This window comes from Clostridium tanneri (assembly GCF_033659955.1).
GTDB classification, from domain to species: Bacteria; Bacillota; Clostridia; order Clostridiales; family Clostridiaceae; genus Clostridium_AM; species Clostridium_AM tanneri.
Genome location: NZ_JARUJP010000002.1, coordinates 51,185 through 76,804, shown reverse-complemented (window position 1 = coordinate 76,804; position 25,620 = coordinate 51,185). Strand labels below are relative to the sequence as shown.

The following is a 25,620-nucleotide window of genomic DNA, read 5'->3' as shown; positions in this document are numbered from 1 at the left end:
ATGGCAGTTGTAGTACAAAAATATGGTGGAAGTTCTGTAGGAACTATAGACAAGATTAAAAAAGTTGCTAATACTGTGGTAAAAAGAAGAGAAGCAGGAGATGATGTAGTTGTTGTAGTTTCTGCTATGGGTGATACCACAGATGATCTTATAGAACTTGCTGGTCAGATTTCAAAAAATCCTGACAAAAGAGAGTTGGATGCTCTTCTCTCTACAGGAGAGATGATGTCTTCAGCGTTATTAGCTATGGCAATTAAAGAATTAGGATATGGTGCTGTTAGCTATACAGCTTATCAAATAGGGATTAAAACAAGTGGTCAATATGGAAAATCTTTAATAGATGATATAGATGGTGACAACATAAAAAGAAGTTTATCAGAAGGAAAAATTGTTATAGTAGCTGGTTTTCAAGGTATTAACCAGGAAGGAGATATTACTACCCTTGGTAGAGGCGGTTCAGATACTACTGCAGTGGCAATTGCTGTTAAGTTAGCCGGGGTATGTGAGATTTACACAGACGTAGATGGCATATATGGTGTAGATCCAAGAAAATATAATGCAGCAAAGAAACTAAATGAAATAGATTATGAGGAGATGCTAGAACTTTCAAGTCTTGGAGCTCAAGTAATGCATTCTAGATCAGTGGAGCTTGGACAAAAATATAACATTCCAATTTATGTAGGATTAAGTAACAGTGATATCAAAGGTACAATTATTAAGGGGGTAAGTAACATGAACATGGAAAGTAAGCCAGTAACAGGATTAGCTACAAGTGATGAGGATGTTGCAATAACAATAAGGGATATAAATAACGATATTAATATGATTTCAAGTTTATTTGAAAGTGTTGCAAGTAAGAGGATTAATATTGACATGATAAGTCAAACGGCACCAATAGATAACAGAGTTAATCTATCATTTACAATACCAAAGGCTGATTTAAATGAATGCTTAGAGATAGTTCGAGAGCACTATTCATGCAAGGAAGCAATAGCTATAGATGAGGATATAACTAAGTTTTCCATAGTAGGAATTGGAATGAAAACTACTTCTGGAGTAACAGCTAGAATGTTTAAGTTATTTAGAGAAAATAATATAGAGGTAAAAATGATTACTACTTCAGAGATTAGAATCACTTGTACTATAAAGCAAGAAGATAAATTAAGAGCAATAAATGCAATAGCTGGAGAGTTTAACTTATAATTAGTATTTAGGAGGAAAGCCACTATGAGATTAGCAGGTACTATGGAAACAAAAAATAATACACTATATATTGGTGGAGTAAGTACAGTAGATTTAGCAGAAAGGTTTGGTACTCCTCTATATGTTATCGATGAAGAATTAATTAGAAGTCAGTGTAAAAGATATTACAATGCTTTTAAAGGATATGAGAAAAAAAATAAAGTTGCCTATGCTGGAAAAGCCTTTTTAACTTTAGCAATGTGTCAAATAGTTAATGATGAAGGATTATGTCTTGATGTGGTTTCTGGCGGTGAACTTTATACTGCATGGAAAAGCGGGTTTCCTATGAAAAATGTATATTTTCATGGAAACAATAAAACTTCAGAGGAAATAAAGATGGGTATTGAACTTGGTGTTGGGAAATTTGTTGTTGATAACTTATACGAGATTGAAAAGATAAATTCAATAGCAAAGGAACAAAGTAAGGTTCAACAGATTCTTCTTAGAATAACTCCAGGAATTGAAGCTCATACTCATGAATATATAAAAACTGGACAAATAGACTCCAAGTTTGGTTTTACAATATTAAATAACAAAACTATAGATGCAGTAAGGAAAGCAATAGGCCTTTCTAATATTGAATTTGTCGGATTGCATTGTCATATAGGCTCACAAATATTTGATACTAAACCTTATGAAGATGAGGTAGAGATTATGTTATCTATAGTAAAGAATATAAAAGATGAAACAGGCTGTGATATCCAGGAATTAGACTTAGGTGGTGGATTTGGAATATACTACACTACAGGAGATACACCTAAAACCATTGAAGAGTTTTGTGAGGTAATATTAAACAAAGCAGAAGAAGTAGCAAATAAACTAGATATCCAGCTTCCTAGTCTAGTTATAGAACCAGGAAGATCTATTGTAGGTAATGCTGGTACGACTCTTTATACAATAGGTTCTATCAAGGACATTCCAGATGTTAGAAAGTATGTAGCTGTAGATGGGGGAATGACAGATAATATAAGACCTGCATTGTATAACGCACAGTATGAATGTGTTATAGCAAATAATATAGAAAGCACTTTGAAGGAAACTGTTACAATATCAGGAAAGTGTTGTGAGTCAGGAGACATATTATTAAATAATGTAGAAATTTCTAAAGTTAAAAGTGGAGATGTCTTAGCGGTATTAAGTACAGGTGCATATGGCTATTCTATGTCAAGTAATTATAATAAAATACCAAAGCCAGCAGTGGTGTTAGTGAAGGAAGGCAGCACAAAGCTAATTTGCAGACGTCAAAGTTATGAAGAAATTATTCAGAATGAATTATCTATATAATTAAAAAATGCTTAGTAGTAATAAACTACTAGGCATTTTTTAATTATATGTGTAGCAAAAATTACTCAGTTATAAAGTTAATTTATACTTTGTATATTTTAGGGAATAATAAGCAAAGCACAAAGTCTTTTACATGAAAGGATTGATTTTTATGCTTTATATTATTATTGTAGGAATAATCATATTGATTGTGAGTTTTTACATATTGTCAAACAAGGATGAAACAAAAGAACATAACATAATGGATGATATTCCTGTGGTGAACACGAGTAGAGAGGAACTTAAAAAACACGCATTTGAGATATCTAATTATTCCGATGTCACAAGAAAAACTAATTGTAGAAGAAAGTTAATTCAAAACTTAGATGATAGCTATAGAAAAATACTTAGTAGTCATGATTATCTAGATAAGGAGTTTAGAAATAAAAATAATGTAATTCAAGCTTCAGAATGGCTGTTAGATAACCTTTATTTAATACAAAGGGAATATAAGGATATTAAGAGAAATATGCCAGAAGCTTATTATAGAAACCTTCCTGTGTTAAGTAGGGGAATTATGAGGGGATATCCTAGGATTTACTATATAGCCATTGAGTTAGTATCTCACACAGATGGAAAGGTGGATAAAGATGCAATAGAGACTTTCATTAATGCATATCAAAAAAATACTATACTTACTAGTGGAGAATTGTGGGCTTTTCCTACAATGCTTAGAATAGCTTTAATTCAAAATATAAGTAAGGTAACTGAACGGATCACATTGATGCAAAGAGAGAGAAAGAAGGCAGAGGTTGTTCTGGAAAGAATCATAAATCCTGTAGGTAATGGAGGTATTTCAGAAGAAATAAGAAAGCTTTCAGAGGAAAAGGTAGACTTTTCTGCTCCTTTCGTTGAAAAATTGTTAAAGGGGTTAAGAGATAATGGGGTGGAAAGTCCAGAAGTATACAAGTGGATAGATCACCAACTGGATAAGTTAGAGCTAAACACGGAAAGAGTAATAAACCTGGAGCATCAAAAGCAATCTGTATATCAAATTTCACTAGGTAATTCAATAACTGGCATAAGAGAGGTAGGGGCGTTAAACTGGAGTGAAAACTTTGAAAGACTAAGTTACTTAGAGAGTATCCTGAGGAAGGATCCATTGCAACTTTATGAGAAGATGGATTTTCAATCAAGAGACCACTACAGACATAGATTAGAAAGATTGGCTAAGTATATAAAGGCTCCAGAATCTTTTATAGCGAAAAAGGCTATTGAATGTGCAGAAGAAGCCTTTCAAAATAAGGATGCTGAAAACTATGAAAAACATGTTGGCTACTACATTATTGATGAAGGTGTAGAGTGCTTAAAGAGAAAAATTGATTATAAAGAAAAGGGAATTAAAAGTATAAGGAGTTTGTTTATAAAAGCAAATGTAAGCTTTTATATAAGAGGTATAGTTTTAGGTACAGTAATATTAACAGTCTTATTGACATATTTAAGTTCACTAAGAGAAACCTATATGGAGAGCTGGAGATATGTGGTTATAGCAATAGTAGCTTTAGTGCCATGTAGTGAGATAGTTATTTCTATATTAAATTGGAGTATAAATAAATTAATTCCTCCTAGGTTTATACCTAAGATAGAATTTGAAAATGGAATTCCAGAAGAATTCAGCACTATAGTAGTAATTCCAACATTGCTTAATGATGAGTCAAAGGTTAAAGCACTAGTAAAAGACTTAGAGGTCTATTATTTAGCGAATAAAGAGAATAATATGTACTTCAGTATTCTAGGAGATTTTAAGGATAGTCACCGTGAGCATGAAGAGGATGATACAGTAATAACTGAGAGCGCTTTAAAATTGATAGAGGAATTAAATAAAAAGTACTGTAAAGATGACAATAATATTTTTTATTTTTTTAATAGGTATAGACAATTTAATAAGAAAGAAAATCTTTGGCTTGGCTGGGAAAGAAAACGGGGAAAGCTTATTGAGTTTGGTGCTTTAATTAGAGGAGATAAAAACACAAGTTATAACGTAGTAAGTAGTGATATAAGTAATTTGCAGAAAGTTAAATATATAATAACTCTAGATGCAGATACTAAGTTACCTAGAGATAGTGCAAAAAGATTAATTGGAGCTATGGCTCATATTCTAAACAGACCTTATGTAGATGCTGAAAGGAAAAAAGTATTAAGAGGACACGGTTTGATGCAGCCAAGGATAAGTGTAGGAACCTTAAGCGCTAATAAGACCTTATTTTCTAAAGTTTTTTCAGGAGAAACCGGAATAGATGTATATACAACAGCTATTTCTGACGTATACCAAGACTTATTTGATGAAGGAATTTTCACCGGTAAGGGTATATATGATGTAGATGTCTTTAACCAGTTACTAAAAGATGAAATCCCCGAAAATGCAGTATTAAGCCACGATTTACTAGAAGGATCTTATGTTAGAGCTGCTTTGGTTACGGATATAGAACTCATAGATGGTTACCCAGCTTATTATAATTCAAGTTCTAAAAGACTTCATAGATGGGTTAGAGGAGATTGGCAACTTATACCTTGGCTGTTTAAAAAGACATCTCTGAATAGGCTATCTAAGTGGAAGATCTTTGATAATCTAAGAAGAAGTCTATTGGCTCCGTCAATTATAACTTTAACTATAATTGCTTTGGCTATATTCTCTAGGCCAGATGAATGGCTATTAGTAGCTTTTATTTCACTTATCTGTCCTATATTATTTGATGTATCGGAAGCAGTAGTATCACCAATTAAGGGAATAAGTTTATCAGGAAAAGTGAACAATGGAAAGAATCTGTTAGAACAATTTTTTCTCATATTCTCTTTTCTGCCTTATCAGGCATGGCTAATGCTAGATGCTATAGTTAGAACTTTGTATAGACTTTACATAAGCAAGAAAAATCTACTGCAGTGGCAGACTGCAGAAGATGTAGAACAAAGTACAGGAAGAGAATTAAAAGATTTTATAGTTTCCATGTGGCCAGGAAGTATGATAAGTGTATTCATAGCGTACTTAGCTTTTATGAGTTCCTATGAAACAGGTTTGATAATGCTCCCTTCCTCTATCATTTGGTTTCTTAGCCCGTTGATGGCCTATAGCATAAGCAAGAATGTAAAAGCAGATAAAAGGGAATTTACAGAAGAACAGAAAGATACATTAAGAAGACTAAGTAGGAAGACATGGGCATATTTTGAGGACTTTGTAAGTGAAAAAGATAATTGGCTCGCACCAGATAACTATCAAGAAGACCCTGCAAATGGAATCGCCAGTAGAACATCTCCAACTAACATGGGGATGGGATTAACCTCTAATACAGTGGCATATGATCTGGGTTATATTGGAGTGCTAGAATTTAAGCAGAGAATTGATAGAGTAGTTACTAGTATGGAATCTCTAGAGAGGTATAAAGGACATTTTTATAATTGGTATGACACCAGAAGCAAGAATCCACTATATCCAAGATATATTTCCACTGTTGACAGTGGAAATCTTGTTAGCTATATATGGCTTGTAAATGAAGCGATAAGGGAACAAATGAATAGTCCGTTACTAAGTAAAAATCTAATTACAGGTCTAGAGGATACTCTAAAGCTTGCTGGTGATGAGATAGAAAAGTTATTGGGGTTGAAGGATTTTTATGCTGACTCCTTGATGGAATTAAAAAATAGGGAGTTTAGTGTAGGATTATGGAAGAATATTTTAAGCATTATTTGGGGTAAAGTTATAGATGCGGAAAGAAGAGCTAATCAAATAAATTTATATTGGAATGAAAAACTAAAGCATCAAGTTGGAAAAGGTTTAAATGAACTAAAAAGGTTAACTCCTTGGTTAGAAATTTTAGAACAAAATTTAGATAAGTTTTCTAACTTAGATAAAGTAATAGAGAAGCTATTGCTACAGACTCCAATAAATAAAATTTCCCAGGAGCTTCAATCTCTTGAGGATTATGTTATAGGCTCTTCGCAGAAGCTTTATAAAAATGAAGACTGGATTAATCAATTAGTTCAACTAGTGGATGCAAGTAGAAGAGAACTGAATGACCTTTTAACAAAGATGGATGATTTAATAAGAAGATTAAATAATATAGCAGAAGATACTAGTTTCAGGATGCTCTACGATGAAAAAAGACAGCTTTTTACTATAGGTTATGATGTAGAGAGAGATAGTTTAGGAAACAGTTACTACGATTTATTAGCATCGGAAGCAAGGCAGGCTAGTTTTATAGCTATAGCAAGGGGAGAAGTTAAACAATCTCATTGGTTTGCATTAGGTAGAGCACTAACACTCATAGATAAAAGCAAAGGTTTAGTATCTTGGACAGGAACGATGTTTGAATATTTGATGCCACTTTTAGTTATGAAAAATTATCCTGATACTCTTCTTGACGAAACTTATAAATCGGTAGTAGAGGGGCAAAAGCGATATGGTATGAAAAGAGGAGTACCTTGGGGAATATCTGAATCAGCATATTACTATTTTGATTTAGGTAAGAATTATCAGTATAAGGCTTTTGGGGTACCAGGCATAGGACTAAAAAGAGGGCTTGCAAATGAACTAGTAATAGCCCCATATGCTACTGTTATGGCTCTTCAGGTAGACTTTAGGGGAGCTTTTGAGAATATAAAGAACCTTATTAATATGGGCTTAGAAGGAAAATATGGTTTTTATGAATCAGTAGACTATACTAAGGAAAGACTTCAAAAGGGATGTGGGAAGGCATTAGTAAAATGTTTTATGGTTCATCATGAAGGTATGAGCCTTATGGCCTTAGATAACGCTTTAAAGAATAATATTTTGCAGCAAAGATTTCATAGGATTCCTGAAGTAAAAGCAACAGAATTACTTTTACAAGAAAAATTAACAAAGGCTGTGGTATATGATAGAGAACAGCAGTATGATAATCCAGATGTTGTAGTAGAAAAGCAGCACATGGCTGTAAGAGAATATAATACAGTTAAAACAGAAATACCGGAAACTCACTTGATTTCAAATGGAAATTATGCTTTGATGATAACCAATAGCGGAAGCGGTTATAGCAAAAATAATGATATGACAATATATAGGTGGAGGGAAGATGCAACAGTAGATGATACTGGAATGTTCTTTTATATAAAGAATTTAAATTGTAATGAGTTCTGGAGTGCCACCTATGAACCTTGCAAATATGAGGGAGAAGAGTATTCTGTAGCATTTTCTCTTGATAAAGCAGAATTTAAAAGGAAGGATGGTAATATAAGAACTCATACAGAAGTTACAGTTTCCACTGAGGATAACGCAGAAGTAAGAAGGATTTCTATAACTAATAGTAGTGAACATCCGAGAGAAGTGGAAATCACCAGTTACTGTGAAGTAACACTAGCACCTTATAATGCAGATTTAGTGCATCCAGCTTTTAGTAACCTTTTTATAAAAACTGAGTTTGTAGATGAACCAGGATGCATACTTGCAAATAGAAGGCCAAGGGCTAAGGGAGATAAAAAGCCTTGGGTAATGCAGACTGTTGCCTTAGAAGGAAATGTCATAGGATCAGTGCAGTATGAAACTAGCAGAGCTAATTTTATAGGAAGAGGTAGAGATTTAACTAATCCTCAGGCTATGGATAACGACGCTCAGTTAGGAATGACAGTGGGAGCTGTGTTGGACCCTATAATTAGTATGAGAGTTAGAGTAAGAATAGAAAAAGGAGAGACCTGTACAGTAGCGTATGCAACAGCTGTGGCCAACTCTAGAGAAGAGATAGTAGAGTTAGGTAGAAAGTACAGTGATATTCAAAATATAAATAGAACCTTTGAGCTTTCCTGGACTGGTGTTCAGGTTGAATTAAAATACTTAGGTATAAAATCATCTCAAGCTAACATATATCAACTTATGGCATCAAAGATACTATTTATTAGCTCTTTGTTTAAAGATAGGGTTGATTATATCACTAAAATAAGCAAAAGCCAGTCAGCTTTATGGCCTTATGGAATATCAGGAGATTTACCTATAGTTCTGCTTATAATTAGGGATGAAAAACATATAGATTTAGCAAGACAGCTGTTAAATGCTCATGAATACTGGAGTATAAAGGGATTAAAGGTGGACTTAGTTATTATAAATTTACAAGGAAACTCATATATTCAATCTGTTAATGATACTGTAAGAGATTTGATAAGCTCCAGCCATGCAAGAGATAAGCAAAATAAAGCTGGAGGAGTTTTTCTTCACAATACAGCTACTATTAAAGAGGAGGATATAGAACTGCTTATAGCTATAGCAAGATTAGTTATAGATGGAGATAAAGGTTCATTAATATCCCAGGTTAAAGACAAAGAAGAAAACAAGGAGAGTCTGGACCTACTAGGTGTTAATCCAAAAGAGTATAATACTATCCCTGAAAAGTTACAGATACCTAAACTACATTATTTTAATGGTATAGGAGGCTTTAATTCTGAAGCTAACTCATATGTCATACTGTTAAATAACTATAATAATACTCCTGCACCATGGATAAATGTTATATCTAACGGAAAATTTGGTTTTCATGTTTCTGAAAGTGGTATATCTTACAGCTGGAATAAAAATAGTAGGGAAAACAAACTTACAACTTGGTCAAATGACCCTGTAATAGATAGTGAGGCTGAACAGATATATATAAGAGATGAAGATACAGGGAAGTTATGGAGCATATCTCCTAAGCCTATAAGAGATGAAGGAGAATATTTAATAGAGCACGGATTTGGTTACTCTACCTTTAAGCATGAGGTTTATGGAATACTAGGAGAAATGACTGTATTTGTTGATATGAATGAAAGAGTTAAGTTATGTAAAATAAGGCTGAAAAATAATACTAATGAGGAAAGGAAACTATCTATAAACTACTATGCAAAATTAGTGCTTGGGGTAACTCATGAACAAACTGCACAGTATATATTTACAGGGTTTAATGATGAAGCCCAGTACATATATGCAAAAAATCCTTATAGTGAACATTTTGGTAAGTTAGTATGTTACCTAAAAGTTTTTGGAGGAGAACAGTTAACATATACAGGAAGAAGAGTGGACTTTATCGGAAGAGGAGAAAGTATAAGGCAGCCTAAAGGATTAAAGCTTAATTCCCTTCCCAATACTGTAGGAGCAGGTTTTGATCCCTGTCTTGCAGAAAGTGTTAAAATAACTCTAAACAAAGGAGAGAGCAAAGAGATATTAGTTATGCTTGGTCAGGAAGAAAGTTTTGAAGACATAGAAAGAGTTACAGGAAAGTATATGGAAACTGATAGGGCAGAGAAGGAATTAATTAACGTAAAAACTTACTGGAAGGATCTCCTAGGCACTATTCAGGTAGAAACTCCTGATAAGTCAATGGATCTAATGATAAATGGTTGGCTCATGTATCAGGTTATATCTTGTAGGTACTGGGCAAGAACAGCTTTTTATCAATCTGGTGGAGCTTATGGTTTTAGAGATCAACTTCAGGATGTTATGGCGGTAGGTTACCTGGAACCTGAAATTACGAGAAAACAGATTATTTACAGTGCTTCTAGACAATATTTAGAGGGAGATGTTCAGCATTGGTGGCATCCTGTAGTAGATAGCGGAATAAGAACAAGATTTTCAGACGACTTACTATGGCTTCCTTTTGTAGTTATAGATTATATACAAAATACTGGAGACCTTAGTATTTTAGATGAAGAGGTAACCTATTTAGAGGATGAAGAATTAAAAGAAGGGGAGGATGAAAGGTATAATATATCTAGAATATCAGATAGAAAAGGAAGCATTTATGAACATTGTGTAAAGGCAATAGAGAGAGGATTAAGATTTGGACCGCATAATATACCTCTTATGGGATCAGGTGACTGGAATGATGGAATGAGCACCGTTGGAAACAAGGGAAAAGGAGAAAGTGTATGGCTTGGATGGTTTTTGTATAGTATATTAGATAACTTTGTTGAGCTGTCTAATAAAAAAGAGGATTGGGAAAGAGCAAAAGAATACGAAAGAATGAAGGAATTTATCAGAGAAAACTTAGAGAAAAATGCTTGGGATGGAGGTTGGTATCGAAGAGCGTACTTCGATGATGGAACACCTCTAGGTTCTAAACAAAATGATGAGTGTCAGATAGATTCATTATCCCAATCCTGGTCAGTTATATCTGGAGCAGCTAAGGAATCTAGAGCAAAAGAGGCTATGGAAGCCTTACAGAGAAACCTTATAAAAGAAGATAAAGGAATAGTGTTGTTATTAACACCAGCCTTTGATAAATCCTTCCTAGAACCTGGCTATATAAAGGGTTATGTACCGGGAGTAAGAGAAAATGGTGGCCAATACACTCACGCATCTATATGGGTAATTCTAGCTATGGCTAAGATGGGGTTAAATAATGATGCATGGAGAATATTTCACATGATAAATCCTATAAATCATTCAAGGACGTATTTAAATAGTCAGGTTTACAAAGTAGAACCTTATGTTATGACTGCAGATGTCTACGCTGTAGAACCCCATACTGGTAGAGGAGGTTGGAGCTGGTATACCGGTGCTGCTGGATGGATGTATAGAACAGGAATAGAAAGTATATTAGGCTTTAAGTTTGTTGGGAGTAGAGGATTTACTATAGCTCCATGTGTTCCAGATAGCTGGCAGCAATATAAAATTTGTTACAGTAGAGGAAAATGCAAATATAATATAAATATTGAAAGAGGAGAAGAAAAAGGAATTTGGATTGGAGAGAAGTTGTTGAAAGATGGAGTGATTCCTATTCTTCAATCCGGAGAGTACGAAGTTAAGGTAGTGATCTAATTAGGAGTAGGTGTAAACTAATTTTTAGTTTGCACCTATTAAACTTCTGTTTTAAAATATGCTGCATATAATTATAAATGTAGTATAAAACATACTTTAATACTTGCTAATAATAATTATTCAAAAAAGAAGGATTTTAGGAATTTATCGAGAATAATTATTAGTAAGTACTAAATGTTTAAGGAGGAATGAACAATGACAGAAGTTAAACAAGTTTATAAGTGTGAGATTTGCGGTAATATGGTTGAGGTACTTCATAAAGGAGGAACTCTACACTGCTGTGGCAAACCAATGAAGAAACTAGAAGAGAACACTGTTGATGCAGCTTTAGAGAAACATGTGCCAGTTATAGAAAAAATAGATGGTGGAGTATTAGTGAAGGTTGGGGCTGTAGAACATCCAATGCAGGAAGTTCATTATATTGAGTGGATAGAGATACACACTGAAAACAAGGTATATAGAAAGCATTTGAAACCAGGTGAAAAGCCAGAAGCTATTTTCAAGATCGATGAAGAAATTCTATATGCAAGAGAATATTGTAATCTACATGGTTTGTGGAAAAAATAAATAATAACTCTAAGGCTACTTTTTCACAGTTAACTTTTAATTCTATATAATGATTTTAAAAAAGTATTGACAATTACATTTTTAGGGAATACTATATTAGAAAGAATTAAATCATTATATAACCATTGAAGGGAAGCAAGTAAGTTTAAATACAGATTTAAGAGAGTCGTAGATGGTGGAATTACGGTAATTATGCTTAAACTGAATGGGTCCTAGAGGTTCGAGATGAATTTAAAGTAGTCTTCTGACGTGTGCCTTACGTTATAAAGGCTGGAATATTATTGTATTCATAATAAGGAAAAGATTAATTATCTTTTTAAACTTAGGTGGCACAGCGGTAATGCGCCCTATGACTATTTATAGTCATAGGGCTTTTTTATATTTAGCAGTAAACCAATAAAATTTGATTAAAGAATTGGAGGTATAAACTATGGATGAAAAGAAAAAAGTAATATTTAGTGGTATTCAACCATCAGGAAACCTAACACTAGGGAATTATTTAGGAGCTTTGAAAAACTGGGTAAAACTACAAGACCAATATGATTGTTATTATTGTGTTGTAGATTTACATGCAATAACTGTAAGGCAGGAACCAAAGGAATTAAGAAGAAGAACTTTAGAAGTACTTGCAATATATTTAGCAGCAGGGATTGATCCAGAAAAAAACACAATATTTATTCAGTCACATGTACCTACTCATGCTGAAGCTGCTTGGTTATTAAATTGTTATACCTATACAGGTGAACTTGGAAGAATGACTCAATTTAAAGATAAGTCAAGTAGATATGGAGAATCTGTATGCGCAGGGCTTTTAAATTATCCTGTGTTAATGGCGTCAGATATATTAATTTATAACGCAGACTTAGTACCTGTTGGAAAAGATCAAAAGCAGCATTTGGAGCTTACTAGGGATTTGGCAGAAAGATTTAATAATCTATATAGCCCTACATTCAATATACCTGAACCATACATTCCAGAAGCAGGTGCTAAAATCATGGATTTGCAAGAGCCAACTAAGAAGATGTCAAAGTCATCAGATAACCCTAATAGCTATATACTGATAATGGATCCTCCAGAGGTTATAAGAAGGAAAATAAGCAGGGCTGTTACAGATAGCATAGGAGTTGTTAAATATAGTGATGAGCAGCCTGGAGTGAAAAATTTAATTACAATATTAAACGCTATAACAGGCATGACTATAGAGGAAATAGAAAATAAATATCAAGGACAGGGGTATGCTCAGTTTAAAGTTGACGTAGCAGAGGCTATAGTAAATGAGCTAGAACCTATACAGAAAAAGGTAAATGAAATTTTGAACGATAAAGAATATATTGAAAGCATATATAAAAAAGGAGCAGAAAAAGCTTACTATGTTTCTAGCAAAATGCTAAGAAAAATGCAGAAAAAGATAGGTTTTATTCCTGTGTCTAAATAAGTTTTCTATATTTAATAAAAGAGTATAACTAAAGCATGTGATTTAATTGAGTATTTATATAAAATCACATGCTTTTCATTTTTATAATATACAGTTACGGGGTTTTATTCATAGGCATTAACAAGCCTTGCCATCTTCTAGAATAAATTTGTTTATTACATGAGCAACACCATTTTCTATATTTGTCTTTGTTACATAGTTAGCTATTTTTTTCACTTCTGGGAAGGCATTACCCATAGCAACGCCAAGTCCAGCGTATTTTATCATGTGTATGTCATTTCCAGCGTCACCCATGCAAATTACTTCTTTTGAATTTATACCGAGGCTTTTAGCTAGAAGTTCTACTCCAAAACCCTTATTAACTTTCTTATTGATAAATTCAAGGAAAAAAGGAGCGCTTCTTACCACTGTATATTTATTATATATTTCTTTAGGAAGCTTTTCTGCTGCTTCAGATAAAATCTCCTCATCACCTGTAACAATTACTTTAACGACAGTAGTATCTTCATTAATTTTATTAAAGTCTAAAATTTCTAATGGAAGGTTATTCATAGTAGTTTCTAATTCACTATACTTGTCAGCTTTAGGTGTTATACAAGAATTAGGAGTAGATATAAAAATTCCAACACCTAATTTAGCAGTTAAATTATATATATACTTAGCATCATCTAGATTTAGAAGATTTTCAGCTATAACTTTTCCGGTTTTAGTATTTTGAATTACTGCACCATTAAAGGTAACAGCATAGTCATTTTCAGTAATCAGGTTTAATTCCTTTAGGTATTTTTCGATACCTTTTATAGGTCTTCCAGTAGCTAAAACTACCTTTACGCCATTTTTCTGAGCATTTTTTATAGCTTCTAAATTCTCTTTAGATATAGTTTTATCTTCATTTAGTAAGGTACCATCCATATCAAGTGCTACTAATTTATACATTAAATTACCTCCAAGTTTCTATTTTTATATTATTTAGGGATAATAAAGCACCCCTCTAGTTAACTCAGTCCAGTATCATAATAATTATATATTCTACTTCAGTTAAAGCAAATTACCGGAGAAGGTAATAACAAGCAGTGACAAGTAATTACATGGTAAGTTAAACGATTACCGTCATACATATTCCATAGAGGTGCATAAGGCTGTTTTTGTTGAAAGTTAGTATGTGAAATGATATAATTTAATTTGTTTTGAAAAAGTTATGATGGATGTTTGTAATAACAAGCATCCTATATTTATAAAGCGAAAACTACGGAATAATAGCAAAAAGAAGAGGAGAGAGAGCTGTGGCTGACTTAATAAGAGAGATTGAAAGAAGAAGAACCTTTGCAATAATATCTCACCCAGATGCCGGAAAGACAACATTAACTGAAAAGCTTCTGTTATATGGAGGTGCTATAAGACTTGCAGGTTCTGTTAAGGCTAGAAAAGCATCAAAACATGCAGTGTCAGACTGGATGGAAATAGAAAAACAAAGGGGTATTTCTGTTACATCATCAGTAATGCAGTTTAATTATGATGGATATTGTATAAATATTTTAGATACACCTGGACACCAGGACTTTAGTGAAGACACATACAGAACCTTAATGGCGGCAGATAGTGCAGTGATGGTAATTGATGCAGCTAAAGGTGTAGAGGAACAAACAAAAAAGCTTTTTCATGTATGTAGTTTAAAGGGAATACCTATATTTACCTTTATAAATAAGATGGATAGAGAAAGTAAAGATCCTTTTGAGTTAATAGAGGATATCGAGAATGTTTTAGGGATAAAGTCATATCCTATAAACTGGCCTATAGGTTCAGGGGCGGATTTTAGAGGGGTTTATGACAGGAACCAGAAGCTTGTTGAAGTTTTTGACGGCGGTAATCATGGGCAAACTGAGGTTGAAGCTATAGAAGGAGATATAGAAGATAAAGTATTTAAGGATCTTCTTGGTGATGCATTGCATCAAAAATTAAAGGATGATATAGAACTGCTTGATATAGCAGGAGATGAATTTGATTTGAATAAAGTTAGAAATGGTTCCCTTACTCCTGTATTTTTCGGTAGTGCTTTAACTAACTTTGGAGTAGAACCATTTTTGAGAGAGTTTCTTGGGTTGACTACTTCGCCATTACCAAGAGAGTCAGATAAGGGAGAAATTGAAGTTTTTCAAGATGATTTTTCTGCCTTTGTCTTTAAAATCCAAGCCAATATGAATCCAGCTCATAGAGACAGAATAGCATTTATGAGAATTTGTTCTGGTTCCTTCAAAAAAGGAATGGAAGTATTCCACGTTCAAGGTGGAAACAAAATTAAACTTGCTCAACCACAGCAATTTTTAGCACAAGATAGAGAAATTGTTGAGGAAGCATATGCTGGAGATATAATTGGTGTATTTGACCCAGGTATCTTTAGTATAGGAGATACACTGTGTTCACCTTCAAATAAGTTTAAGTTTGAGGGGATACCTATATTCGCACCAGAGCATTTTGCCAGAGTTAAAACTTTAGATACTATGAAGAGAAAGCAGTTTATAAAGGGAGTAACTCAGATTTCCCAAGAAGGAGCTATTCAGGTATTTAAACAATTGAATATTGGAATAGAAGAAATAATTGTAGGAGTTGTAGGTGTTCTGCAATTTGAGGTATTAGAATATAGGTTGAAAAATGAGTACAATGTAGATATAAAAATGGAGAGATTAGCTTATAGATATATAAGATGGATAGAAAGTTCCGATATCCCAGTAGATAAGCTTACTTTAACAAGTGATACTAGGCTTGTTAAGGACTTAAAAGATAGAGATATCTTAATATTCCAAAGTGAGTGGGCTATAAGTTGGGCACTAGAACATAATAAAGGACTTATATTATCTGATATAGGTAAATCTGAGTAAATAGTATAATATAATTGATGAACTTCAATTATATAAAAAGGCTAGAGCATAACTAATATAATTTAGTTATACTCTAGCCTTTGCTTTTTTAGTCTATAGAGTTAATATAGTAATTATTTACGTAGCTAGTAGAACTAGCAGGCCTGCTGTAGTAATAGCAGTTTAGTAAGTTTGATATTAATATCTTACCTTTATCTAGTACGAAATCTACAAGTTTAACAGTTACATATGCAAGCAGCATACCGGCTATAACATCTATTATCCAATGAATCTCCAAGTACATTGTGGAGAATACAACACTCAAACAATAGAATCCCCAAATATATTTGAAAGCTTTATTTCTCTCTCTTAAAACTAAAAGAAACATAGCAAAGGCTATAGATGTATGCATAGATGGAAAGCAGTTTAAGGTAACTCCTGCAGCTGCCTGAGGGCTTAAGTTTCTTGCTAAACCATCGGGATGACCTAGTACATACCATACCTCCTGTAAATGAAACATTAGGTAAAAAGGAGTAATCAAGAAGACTTGTACAATATGTCCGGACAATCCATATCTCAACATTTTTTTAAAGTCTTTAGATATAGCAGCTCTATATAGTGGAAGAAGTACTGGAAGTACGAATCCATTATTATAAACTAGTCTTAAAAACCAAGTAAGAGTTTCTGATTTATAGGCTCTTACAAAAGCAGCATCATTAAGAGGTATTTTGCTAAACAAAGGGTTTAGGTCTATTACAATATCCTTGCTCATCTGCCAGCTTAGCATTTTACCCCATAGTGCATATCCATGAACATTTAAGTAAGATACAAATATTAAAAAGGGTATACATAATGCTAAAAATGGTAGCCATTTTATATCTTTACGTAGTTCTGAATAAGCTGTAAAGCTTGCAAAAGCTAGTAAAAATAAGTATGCTTTATAATCAATTCCCGTATTTGAATTGAGAGCAGTAAGTATAGCACTGCGCAGAAAATACAGACCTATTAGTACAAAGTAGTATTTATTTAATAAGTCAAAGGCTCTAAAAGACAAATTCTTTAACGTTTTTACAAATCTTTTTTCTCTAAAAATAGACATAAAATTTTATCCCTCCCTCATACAGGATAAATTATATCATAGAGTATTAGTGGAAGTACATAAGCAAATATAGTCTATTGCTAGTGTTCAATATACTATGACATGAAAAAAAGCTCAGAATTTATCTGAGCTTTTTAACTATGATATTATACATTTTTCTTTCTTCCAAATATGGCATCTACGATGAAAACTATTGCTGCTACAATTAGAAGAAGATTAATAAAACCGCCTCCAATTCTAAATATTAAACCTACAAGCCAGAATAATAGTACAAAGCCACCTAGCCAACGTAAAAAAGTCATTAACAATACCTCCTATAAAATAGATAATATTAATAATAGTGTTATCACTAATTGCAAAAATTATTAGTAAATCACAATAAATTTTATATTAAAGAATTGTATCGTTACATTTTTGGATTTTTAAAATTACCTATATAATAAAAGAAAGAATGACAATTAAATATAAAAGGAGTGTTTTCAATCATGGAACAGAAAAAGGTAGCCTTTAGTACTCTGAGGGTTCAGGATATGGTACAAGTAGCATTGATGGCGGCTATGACTTATATAGTTACTACAGTGGCCAATATTCCTAGCGGAGTAATAGTTAAAGGAGTAGTTCATTTAGGTGATACTATGATTTTCTTAGCAGCTATATTATTAGGTAAGAAAAAAGGATTTCTATCAGCAGCTATTGGAATGTGTATGTTTGATTTACTTTCTCCTTATGCCATATGGGCACCATTCACTTTTGTGATAAAAGGGGTTATGGCATATATAGCAGCTTCGGTAGCTTATAGAAAAGGGTATAAAGGAAATAATCCGTTGAACAATGTACTAGCTTTTACTTTAGCAGGAATATGGATGATCGCTGCTTATTATGTAGCTGGAGTGCTTATAATGAATTTGGTAATGAATATAGCGCTAGGACAAGCCTTTGTTCTTGCGGTAGCAGAGATTGTTGGAAATATAACTCAAGTAGTGGCAGGCATAATTTTAGCTCTTCCTTTAGCAAAAATATTAAAGAGAGCCAATATAGTTAGGTAATAATGAAAAAGCAATTTAAGGTAAGGGTTACATTAAAAATACCTACCTTAATTACTTACAGACAACTAAATAAAAAAGAGAGGTTTTAAAGCCTCTCTTAAAATTTCTTATCTGTCTCTCATTCTGTTTTTTTCAGCTTTTCTAGCTCTTCTGCAGTCAGGGCATCTAACTGGATCATTTTCAAATCCTTTTTCCTTATAGAAAGCTTGCTCACCTTCTGTAAATACGAATTCTTTTCCACAGTCTTTACAAACAATTGTCTTATCTGCCATTTAAAAAAACCTCCTTGAATCATAGGACTAATTTTATTCTTACTACTTACCTCCCATGATTAAGGAGAATATAGTACCTTGAAAAAACTGACCTATATGAAATAATTTTAGAGTAAAACTCTAAAATTATTATATCACATTTTACTAAAAAAACAATATTTTATAAGGTTATTTAGGATTCAATAGGTGAAAATATACTATAAAAACTGTCAAGTGATTATAATGATAATATATAATAGTTTTATAAAACTATTTGCAGATAAATTGAATATAAATATTAGTATAATAGATGTGGAGTTGTTAGAATGGATAAGAAAAAACTTGCAAACTTATTGAAAAAAATCGAAGGTCCTAAGTTAGATTTTAAACAAAGCATTCAAATAGAAACAGATAGTGGACGCAGAGAGCTTGCTAAGGATATATGTGCCATAGCTAACTCCAAAGGAGGAAGAGGATATCTAATAATTGGCATAGAAGATAAAACTAAAAAAGTAATTGGAATTGAAGACTTTGAGCTCAGTGAAGAAAAGATTCAGCAAATAGTAAGTTCTAGAATTGATCCACCAATACCAATATCTTTAGAAGTTATTGAGTTTCAAAATAAAAAAGTGGCAATAATAAATGTATATGATGGTCCCCAAAAACCATATCAATTAAGGGATAATGGTGCATTTTATGTAAGAAGGGGCTCTACCAACGATACAATGAGAAAGCAGGAGATAGTTTCTGCATTACAAGAAAATTTCATGTTAAATGCAGAATTGTGCCCAATACCTGGTAGTAATCTAAGCTGTATAGATAATACACTTGTAGACAAATATTTCTTTTCTCAAGGTATTAAGGTTGATGATGATAACAGGGTAGGACTAATGGAAAGTGCTTCAATTATATATATGGATAAAGATTCAGGAAAATATATGGTTACATTAGGTGGGTTGCTGGTTTTCTGTAAAAATAATAGCATATATGTACCGCACAATATGATAAAAATAATTAATAAAGTCAATACAAACTTTGATAATACTATAGTAATTCATGGAGATTTATTAACTATGTTAAACAGCAGTGAAAAGCTATTGCGAGACATATTAGTTAAATCCTATCCAGTAGAAGCCGTTAATGAGGGTATAAAGAATGCTATTTTATATAGGGATTACACAATGTTTAATAAAATAATTGAAGTTATAATTAATTATAATAGTATCATCATTACTAGTCCTGGTATATTAGTAAAAGGGAACAATACTGGGTACATTAATTATGTAAAACGCAATATGTGGATATATGAAAAAGTCATTGCCTTAGATGATAAGTCTAAGTTCATAAAGTCCGGAAAGGGATTTAGCAGAATGAAGAATGCCTTTAAACGAAAGGGGAAAGTGAACTTTATAAACTCCATTGAAGACGGTGATTTCAAAGTAATATATCCTGGAGTAAAAAAATTTGATTAATATATGTATAATATATAGGTACATATATATATAATAACTATAGAGTAAAAGTTGTCATTCAATTATGAATATTTTTTTAAATGCTTTATAAAATGTTGAAAAAATATTCTGAATATTATATAATTTACTTATAAGGATAGCACCTAAATATTAAAGTAAGGGGTGGTAAACATGATTCACGTATTTTGCAACAAAAGAGGTTCAGGCAAAACTAAAGCATTACTTAATTTAGCTAATGAAAAGGCATCAGAAGCAAAGGGTCATATTGTATATATTGATGACAATAGCAGACCTTTGTTTCAGTTGGACAGAAGAATAAGATTTATTAACACAAGTGAATTTAGTTTAAGAAAGCAAGAAAGTTTCTATGGTTTTTTGTGCGGCATAGTTTCGGAAGATTATGATATTGACACAATTTGTATTGATGGATTGTTTAATATTATAGAAGAGAATCTTCAGGATGCGGCACAATTATTTTATGCCCTTGAAAAGTTATCCAGCCAATATGCTATCGATTTTTACATCAATGTAAACGAGGAACAGGAAATGCCAGATTTCATTATGAAATATGTTGCTTAACAAATTTTATACTTTATTATTGGAGAATTGGGGAGAAAACAACTTTAAAATTTATATATCAAGGCTGGGCTATAAACCCAGCCTTAAATAATTGTGATTTTAAGATTAGTTTTATAAAAAAGATTAAAAAACAACTATTTTATTGAAGATTTGGATTAAAAAATGCATTATATTTATTTAAATGTTGATAAAAAAATGCTTTATATATATACTATAAGTTATAGCAAAGAATGACAATTTAAAATAGTAGAAAGGTAGTGATTGAAGTGGCTAGCGTTTATGATATATTGCTAGAACGTGGATACATAAAGCAGGTTACTCATGAAGAGGAAATTAAAGAACTTCTAGAGAAAGAGAAGGTAACCTTTTACATAGGATTTGATCCAACTGCTGATAGTCTTCATGTAGGACATTTTGTACAAATGATGGTTATGGCTCATATGCAAAAAGAAGGACACAAACCTATAGCTTTAATAGGTGGCGGTACTGCAATGATTGGAGACCCAAGTGGCAAAAGTGACATGAGAAAAATGATGACAAAGGAACAAATACAACATAATGCCGATTGTTTTAAAGTTCAGTTTTCAAAGCTTATAGACTTTAATGATGAAAAAGCAATAATGGCAAACAATGGAGATTGGTTACTAGGTCTAAACTATGTAGAGTTCTTAAGAGAAGTTGGTGTACATTTCTCTGTAAATAGAATGCTTACAGCAGAATGCTATAAACAAAGATTAGAAAAAGGGTTAACTTTCCTAGAATTTAACTATATGTTAATGCAAGGATATGATTTCCTTGAACTTAATAGAAGATATGGCTGTGTTCTCCAAATGGGTGGAGATGATCAATGGTCAAATATATTATCAGGAGTAGATTTAATTAGAAGAAAAGAAAGCAAACCAGCATTTGGAATGACATTTACTCTTCTAACTACTAGCGAAGGTAAGAAGATGGGAAAAACTGAGAAGGGAGCTTTATGGCTTGATGCTGAGAAAACATCTCCTTATGAGTTCTATCAGTACTGGAGAAATGTAGGAGATGCAGATGTGGAGAAATGTTTAGCTCTTTTAACTTTCTTACCGATGGATGAAGTTAGAAGACTTGGAGCTCTTGAAGGTGCTGAGATAAACGAAGCTAAGAAAGTATTAGCTTTTGAAGTTACAAAACTAATACACGGTGAAGAAGAGGCTCAAAAAGCTAAAACTGCAGCTGAAGCGCTATTTGCTGGTGGTCAAGATATGAGCTCAGTACCAACAGTAACTATAGAAAAAGGAGAATTAAGTTGTAATGTTTTAGACCTGCTAGTAAATACAAAAATATTACCGTCAAAGAGTGAGGGGAGAAGGTTAGTTCAACAAGGTGGACTTACAATAAACGATGAAAAAATTACGGATATCAACTCGGAAATCACAGAAGAATATTTCCAAGATGGTAGTATTTTAATAAGAAGAGGAAAGAAAAATTATAATAGAATAATCCTTAAATAAGAGGGAAACACAACTATAAGTTGTGTTTCCACATTATTATCGCATCTTCTTTGTTATCTCCATAGTATTCTTTTCTTATGCCTTCTTGAATAAAGCCATATTTTTCATAAAGAGACTGAGCGATTTTATTAGACTTTCTCACTTCTAAAGTTATTTTACATATTGATTCTATTTTACATATCTCAATAAGTGCTTCAAGGAGAAGGTTTCCAGCACCTATCCCCCTATATTCTGGATGAACAGCTATATTAGTTATATGTCCTTCATCAAGAATAAGCCACATTCCTGCATAACCTATTATAATTCCATCTTTTTTGGCCACTATATATCTTGCAAATTTATTAGTCTCGATTTCTCTTTCGAAGGAATTTCTGCTCCATGGAGTTGGAAAGCTTAAGGAGTCTATTACCAACACGCTATCCACATGTTCGTGTTTCAAGGATAGAATCTCAATATCATTATTCATGATGAAGGGACTCCATTTTTTTTTCATATTCTCTTTCTGCCTGAGACTTTCTAAGGTAAAAAGGAGCAAAACTATAAAGGTCATCATGTTTTCCGGAGACTAGAAGCTCTAACCCAAGTTCACCTAAAGAGGATGATTTAACTAAATTAAGATGAGCGGGAGCAAAGCGAATATTTTCCATACTAGAGGACAGTTTTTCTCTGAACTTAGGTACTGCGTCGCCGACAAAACAAACAGATTGCCCTTGTTTATTTAAAAGAGAAATTAAATCATCTACAGAGATGACCATGTACTCACTTATAATATGAAGCTTATTATCAATAAATTTGTATAAAGCAGTATAAACGTTACCTCTAAGTGCATCTAGAATAGGACATATAATTCCTGATGTAAATGCTAAGTTATATGCAAGGGCATCTAAGGAAGAAATGCCTATAAAGGGTTTGCCGGTACCATGACTTAAGCCTTTTATAGTTGCAGCACCTATTCTTAGACCTGTAAAAGAACCAGGTCCTTTAGATACAACAAAACCGTCTACAGAAGAAATATCTAATTTTAAATTCTTTAGTAATTCATCTATCATTGACATAAGTACTACTGAATGTTGCTTTTTATAATTAAAGGTTATTTCCCCTAATAATCTATCATCTTCTAACACAGCACAGGTTGCTGATTCTGTGGCTGAATCTAAACTTAAAATTCTCATAAAATTATCCTAGCTCCTTTATATAATTATATCTATCTCCATAATATTGTATTATAATTTTTCTAAAGTTTATACCTAGTTCCGGCATTTTTCTTATTTCCACCCATATATGTTCTTCTGGTATTAGCTCCTCAATATAGTTTGCCCATTCAATAACGCTTACAGCATCGCTAAAAATATATTCATCAAAACCTATAGCCTCTATTTCATCTGGATCATTTACCCTGTAAACATCAAAATGATATAGTTTTAAACGGCCTTCGTATTCATTTACAATAGTAAATGTAGGGCTTGTAATAGGGCAATTTATTCCAAGACCGCTAGCAAGTCCTTTAGTAAAATGAGTTTTTCCTGACCCTAGGTCACCAGTTATGCAAACTATATCACCAGGATTAGCAAGAGAGCCAAGATTTTTTCCTATATTTATAGTATCTTCTAAACTATCTACGATAATTTCCATTAAAATTCACCTCATAGATATTTTATCCAAAATAGAACAAAAAGAAAAGAAACATTAAATTTTCATTAATAGTATGTAACAAGTTTGCATTGTTAAAATACATTATGTAAAATATATATTATATATCTATATCTGTAAAACATGCACTTTAATGTGTAACTCAACAGTATGTTATTGTTAGAATAATTATTATATATTTTATTCGAGAAATATAGAGGTGAAGAACTTGAGAAAAAAGTTAGGTGTATTTTTAGTTTTTATTATAATATTTCTTGTAGGGTGCGGCAGCAAAGTAGAGAAGGAGTCAGCAGCTATAGAAGAACTACCTAAAATGGAAACAAAAAAGAATGTTGATTTAAATATAGTAACTACAGATAAATTGTTATATAGTATGGTAAAAACTCTAGTTAAAGAAAAACATTTAGTTGAATATATGTTTAAGGATAGAGAATCAGAGATAAACTTTACCTTTTCAAGTGATAGTCTAAATAATGTAGCAAAGAAGGACTTATTTATTTATATGGGAGCCGGTTTTGAGCCATGGATCAACGATTTTATAGATAAGCTTAACAAAAGCAGGGTTGGGGTCATAAATGTATCTAGAGGAGTAAATCTTATTTCATATAATAAGGTAGTAAAATATAAGGATGTAGTTTTAAAGGATAACCCTTATTATCTTTTAAATATAGATAACTACAAAGTTGCATTGTTGAACATAAAGAATTCAATACAAGATAGAGACCCTAAAAATAGAGATCAATATGAAAAGAATTTCTCGGAACAATTAAAAAGATTAGAAGGCTATCAAAATGAATTGAAAACAATCCGCGACAAGCTGGCAGACTATACATTTATAGTGGTAGAAGATGAATTAAGTTACTTCGTAAAGTATAATGATTTTAAGGTAATGGAGATAAATAGTCAAGGTAATGAAAAGAGAATACTACCACAGGATAGCAATGCTGCATTAGAATTAGAATCAAAACTTAAGGAAAGTAAAAAATTAATCTTACTATATAATAATGATACTGTATTAAAAGATAACGAGGCTTTAATAGGTAAGTATAATATTAAAACTGTAAATATAAAGATGATTAATGATGAATCAAGCTATGATGCTATACTTAAAGCTAATATTGAAAGTTTAAAAAAAGTTTATGAAGAGGAACCAGTTATAAAATAGATGGATATTAAAATGTTATAGTAAAATAAAAAAATGCTTGCATTATTTTAAAATATCATATATAATAAGTATTGTCTTAGGGGTATAGCTCAATTGGTAGAGTAGCGGTCTCCAAAACCGTTGGTCGTAGGTTCGAGCCCTACTACCCCTGCCAAAAAGACCTGATAAACTAATTAGTTTATCAGGTCTTTTTTATTTTAGATTAAACTGTTAAGTGGAGGGTCTGTATTTTTAAAAAGCGATAGCTTAAAGCTTATACTGAATTGAGCAAAAAAGGAATAAGTAAGTTTTGAATTATTCATTTCACAAATAAAGGCATGCAATAAACAGCTATAAGGTATAAGAAGTAAAATGTTGTAATTACATAAAATACAAGGATATTTACATATTTGATCAAAAGTTTCTACCATAAAGTAAATGTTATACCATTTGTTTATAAGTTTATGGTATAGTTTATAAGTTTTTGAAAATGTTTTCTGGGATTATTAAAATTCTTTTTTTTAAATAAATATTAATAATAAATAGAATGATAACAATAAGAATCAACAAAACTAAGGATGCATTTATTCTAGAATGTTTGCAATAGTTAGTGAAATAGTGTAATATGAGTAGGTGTGTTTTTTCATTGTTTGTAATATTCGAAGAAATAGTAATGCAAAGATGTTAAGATATATCAATAGATGAAAGAAAAAATGCA

General features: G+C 32.2%; 18 protein-coding genes, 1 tRNA gene and 1 other annotated feature. Of the genes, 12 read left to right on the top strand and 7 right to left on the bottom strand.

Annotated features, from left to right (window positions below):
* From P8V03_RS02640 to trpS, 5 genes are all read left to right on the top strand, one after another.
* Positions 1–1,203 carry an aspartate kinase gene (locus P8V03_RS02640; protein ID WP_318796675.1) on the top strand — a complete coding sequence of 401 codons (1,203 nt, stop codon included), beginning with the start codon at positions 1–3 and terminating at the stop codon, positions 1,201–1,203.
* A gap of 24 nt (positions 1,204–1,227) precedes the next feature.
* Complete coding sequence (gene lysA / locus P8V03_RS02635) at positions 1,228–2,526, top strand: diaminopimelate decarboxylase (protein WP_318796674.1); 1,299 nt, start codon at positions 1,228–1,230, stop codon at positions 2,524–2,526.
* A gap of 151 nt (positions 2,527–2,677) precedes the next feature.
* Complete coding sequence (locus tag P8V03_RS02630) at positions 2,678–11,317, top strand: glycoside hydrolase family 94 protein (RefSeq protein WP_318796673.1); 8,640 nt, start codon at positions 2,678–2,680, stop codon at positions 11,315–11,317.
* A gap of 195 nt (positions 11,318–11,512) precedes the next feature.
* The gene (locus P8V03_RS02625) at positions 11,513–11,884 is read left to right on the top strand and encodes a desulfoferrodoxin (RefSeq protein ID WP_261671087.1); all 372 of its coding nucleotides are present in this window, start codon (positions 11,513–11,515) and stop codon (positions 11,882–11,884) included.
* Positions 11,885–12,000: 116 nt separating this feature from the next.
* Positions 12,001–12,237 (top strand) — a binding site (T-box leader).
* 77 nt (positions 12,238–12,314) lie between these two features.
* Entirely contained in the window at positions 12,315–13,319 is a 1,005-nt protein-coding gene (gene trpS / locus P8V03_RS02620; protein WP_318796671.1) for a tryptophan--tRNA ligase, read from the top strand.
* A gap of 117 nt (positions 13,320–13,436) precedes the next feature.
* Here trpS and yidA read toward each other — a convergent pair whose 3' ends face one another.
* Positions 13,437–14,255 carry a sugar-phosphatase gene (gene yidA, locus P8V03_RS02615; protein WP_318796670.1) on the bottom strand — a complete coding sequence of 273 codons (819 nt, stop codon included), beginning with the start codon at positions 14,253–14,255 and terminating at the stop codon, positions 13,437–13,439.
* 347 nt (positions 14,256–14,602) lie between these two features.
* Between yidA and P8V03_RS02610 the strand changes: the two genes are divergently transcribed.
* On the top strand, positions 14,603–16,195 hold the full coding sequence (locus P8V03_RS02610; protein WP_318796669.1) for a peptide chain release factor 3: 1,593 nt from the start codon (positions 14,603–14,605) through the stop codon (positions 16,193–16,195).
* 88 nt (positions 16,196–16,283) lie between these two features.
* Here P8V03_RS02610 and P8V03_RS02605 read toward each other — a convergent pair whose 3' ends face one another.
* Both P8V03_RS02605 and P8V03_RS02600 read right to left on the bottom strand, forming a co-directional pair.
* Positions 16,284–17,273, bottom strand: coding sequence for a phosphatase PAP2 family protein (locus P8V03_RS02605; RefSeq protein ID WP_318796668.1), 990 nt, complete (start codon positions 17,271–17,273; stop codon positions 16,284–16,286).
* Between the two features lie 146 nt (positions 17,274–17,419).
* Positions 17,420–17,575 (bottom strand): DUF5670 family protein, encoded by a 156-nt coding sequence (locus tag P8V03_RS02600; RefSeq protein ID WP_261671082.1) that lies wholly within the window; start codon positions 17,573–17,575, stop codon positions 17,420–17,422.
* Positions 17,576–17,758: 183 nt separating this feature from the next.
* Between P8V03_RS02600 and P8V03_RS02595 the strand changes: the two genes are divergently transcribed.
* On the top strand, positions 17,759–18,319 hold the full coding sequence (locus tag P8V03_RS02595; RefSeq protein WP_261671081.1) for an ECF transporter S component: 561 nt from the start codon (positions 17,759–17,761) through the stop codon (positions 18,317–18,319).
* A gap of 107 nt (positions 18,320–18,426) precedes the next feature.
* Here the strand turns inward: P8V03_RS02595 and P8V03_RS02590 are convergent, their stop codons facing one another.
* The gene (locus tag P8V03_RS02590) at positions 18,427–18,591 is read right to left on the bottom strand and encodes a zinc-ribbon domain-containing protein (protein WP_218318734.1); all 165 of its coding nucleotides are present in this window, start codon (positions 18,589–18,591) and stop codon (positions 18,427–18,429) included.
* Positions 18,592–18,896: 305 nt separating this feature from the next.
* On the opposite strand from P8V03_RS02590, the gene P8V03_RS02585 reads away from it, so the two are divergent.
* From P8V03_RS02585 to tyrS, 3 genes are all read left to right on the top strand, one after another.
* A complete protein-coding gene (locus P8V03_RS02585) occupies positions 18,897–20,042 on the top strand; it encodes an AlbA family DNA-binding domain-containing protein (RefSeq protein ID WP_261671080.1) in 1,146 nt (381 codons plus the stop codon).
* Between the two features lie 171 nt (positions 20,043–20,213).
* Positions 20,214–20,621 carry a hypothetical protein gene (locus P8V03_RS02580; RefSeq protein WP_261671079.1) on the top strand — a complete coding sequence of 136 codons (408 nt, stop codon included), beginning with the start codon at positions 20,214–20,216 and terminating at the stop codon, positions 20,619–20,621.
* A gap of 266 nt (positions 20,622–20,887) precedes the next feature.
* Positions 20,888–22,108, top strand: a complete 1,221-nt coding sequence (gene tyrS, locus P8V03_RS02575; RefSeq protein WP_318796667.1) for a tyrosine--tRNA ligase — start codon at positions 20,888–20,890, stop codon at positions 22,106–22,108.
* A 13-nt stretch (positions 22,109–22,121) separates the two neighbouring features.
* Here the strand turns inward: tyrS and rimI are convergent, their stop codons facing one another.
* Genes rimI through tsaE form a run of 3 tightly spaced genes read right to left on the bottom strand, consistent with a single transcriptional unit; the run spans position 22,122 to position 23,740 of the window.
* The gene (gene rimI, locus P8V03_RS02570; protein WP_261671077.1) at positions 22,122–22,574 is read right to left on the bottom strand and encodes a ribosomal protein S18-alanine N-acetyltransferase; all 453 of its coding nucleotides are present in this window, start codon (positions 22,572–22,574) and stop codon (positions 22,122–22,124) included.
* Entirely contained in the window at positions 22,567–23,280 is a 714-nt protein-coding gene (gene tsaB / locus P8V03_RS02565) for a tRNA (adenosine(37)-N6)-threonylcarbamoyltransferase complex dimerization subunit type 1 TsaB (protein ID WP_261671076.1), read from the bottom strand. Before tsaB ends, rimI begins: the two co-directional genes overlap by 8 nt.
* Positions 23,281–23,284: 4 nt before the next feature.
* Positions 23,285–23,740 carry a tRNA (adenosine(37)-N6)-threonylcarbamoyltransferase complex ATPase subunit type 1 TsaE gene (tsaE, locus tag P8V03_RS02560; RefSeq protein WP_318796666.1) on the bottom strand — a complete coding sequence of 152 codons (456 nt, stop codon included), beginning with the start codon at positions 23,738–23,740 and terminating at the stop codon, positions 23,285–23,287.
* A 217-nt stretch (positions 23,741–23,957) separates the two neighbouring features.
* Between tsaE and P8V03_RS02555 the strand changes: the two genes are divergently transcribed.
* Together P8V03_RS02555 and P8V03_RS02550 are read left to right on the top strand one after the other, a co-directional pair.
* Entirely contained in the window at positions 23,958–24,923 is a 966-nt protein-coding gene (locus P8V03_RS02555) for a metal ABC transporter substrate-binding protein (RefSeq protein WP_318796665.1), read from the top strand.
* Between the two features lie 78 nt (positions 24,924–25,001).
* Positions 25,002–25,077, top strand: a tRNA-Trp gene (locus P8V03_RS02550).
* Positions 25,078–25,620 lie beyond the last annotated feature (543 nt).

Bases quoted from the DNA above. Each gene is read 5' to 3' on its own strand.
- P8V03_RS02625 (WP_261671087.1), top strand. From the start codon at position 11,513: ATGACAGAAGTTAAACAAGTTTATAAGTGTGAGATTTGCGGTAATATG.
- trpS (WP_318796671.1), top strand. From the start codon at position 12,315: ATGGATGAAAAGAAAAAAGTAATATTTAGTGGTATTCAACCATCAGGA.
- P8V03_RS02600 (WP_261671082.1), bottom strand. From the start codon at position 17,575: ATGACTTTTTTACGTTGGCTAGGTGGCTTTGTACTATTATTCTGGCTT.
- P8V03_RS02590 (WP_218318734.1), bottom strand. From the start codon at position 18,591: ATGGCAGATAAGACAATTGTTTGTAAAGACTGTGGAAAAGAATTCGTA.
- rimI (WP_261671077.1), bottom strand. From the start codon at position 22,574: ATGAATAATGATATTGAGATTCTATCCTTGAAACACGAACATGTGGAT.
- tsaE (WP_318796666.1), bottom strand. From the start codon at position 23,740: ATGGAAATTATCGTAGATAGTTTAGAAGATACTATAAATATAGGAAAA.
- yidA (WP_318796670.1), bottom strand. From the start codon at position 14,255: ATGTATAAATTAGTAGCACTTGATATGGATGGTACCTTACTAAATGAA.
- P8V03_RS02580 (WP_261671079.1), top strand. From the start codon at position 20,214: ATGATTCACGTATTTTGCAACAAAAGAGGTTCAGGCAAAACTAAAGCA.
- tsaB (WP_261671076.1), bottom strand. From the start codon at position 23,280: ATGAGAATTTTAAGTTTAGATTCAGCCACAGAATCAGCAACCTGTGCT.
- P8V03_RS02630 (WP_318796673.1), top strand. From the start codon at position 2,678: ATGCTTTATATTATTATTGTAGGAATAATCATATTGATTGTGAGTTTT.
- P8V03_RS02595 (WP_261671081.1), top strand. From the start codon at position 17,759: ATGGAACAGAAAAAGGTAGCCTTTAGTACTCTGAGGGTTCAGGATATG.
- P8V03_RS02640 (WP_318796675.1), top strand. From the start codon at position 1: ATGGCAGTTGTAGTACAAAAATATGGTGGAAGTTCTGTAGGAACTATA.
- lysA (WP_318796674.1), top strand. From the start codon at position 1,228: ATGAGATTAGCAGGTACTATGGAAACAAAAAATAATACACTATATATT.
- P8V03_RS02605 (WP_318796668.1), bottom strand. From the start codon at position 17,273: ATGTCTATTTTTAGAGAAAAAAGATTTGTAAAAACGTTAAAGAATTTG.
- P8V03_RS02585 (WP_261671080.1), top strand. From the start codon at position 18,897: ATGGATAAGAAAAAACTTGCAAACTTATTGAAAAAAATCGAAGGTCCT.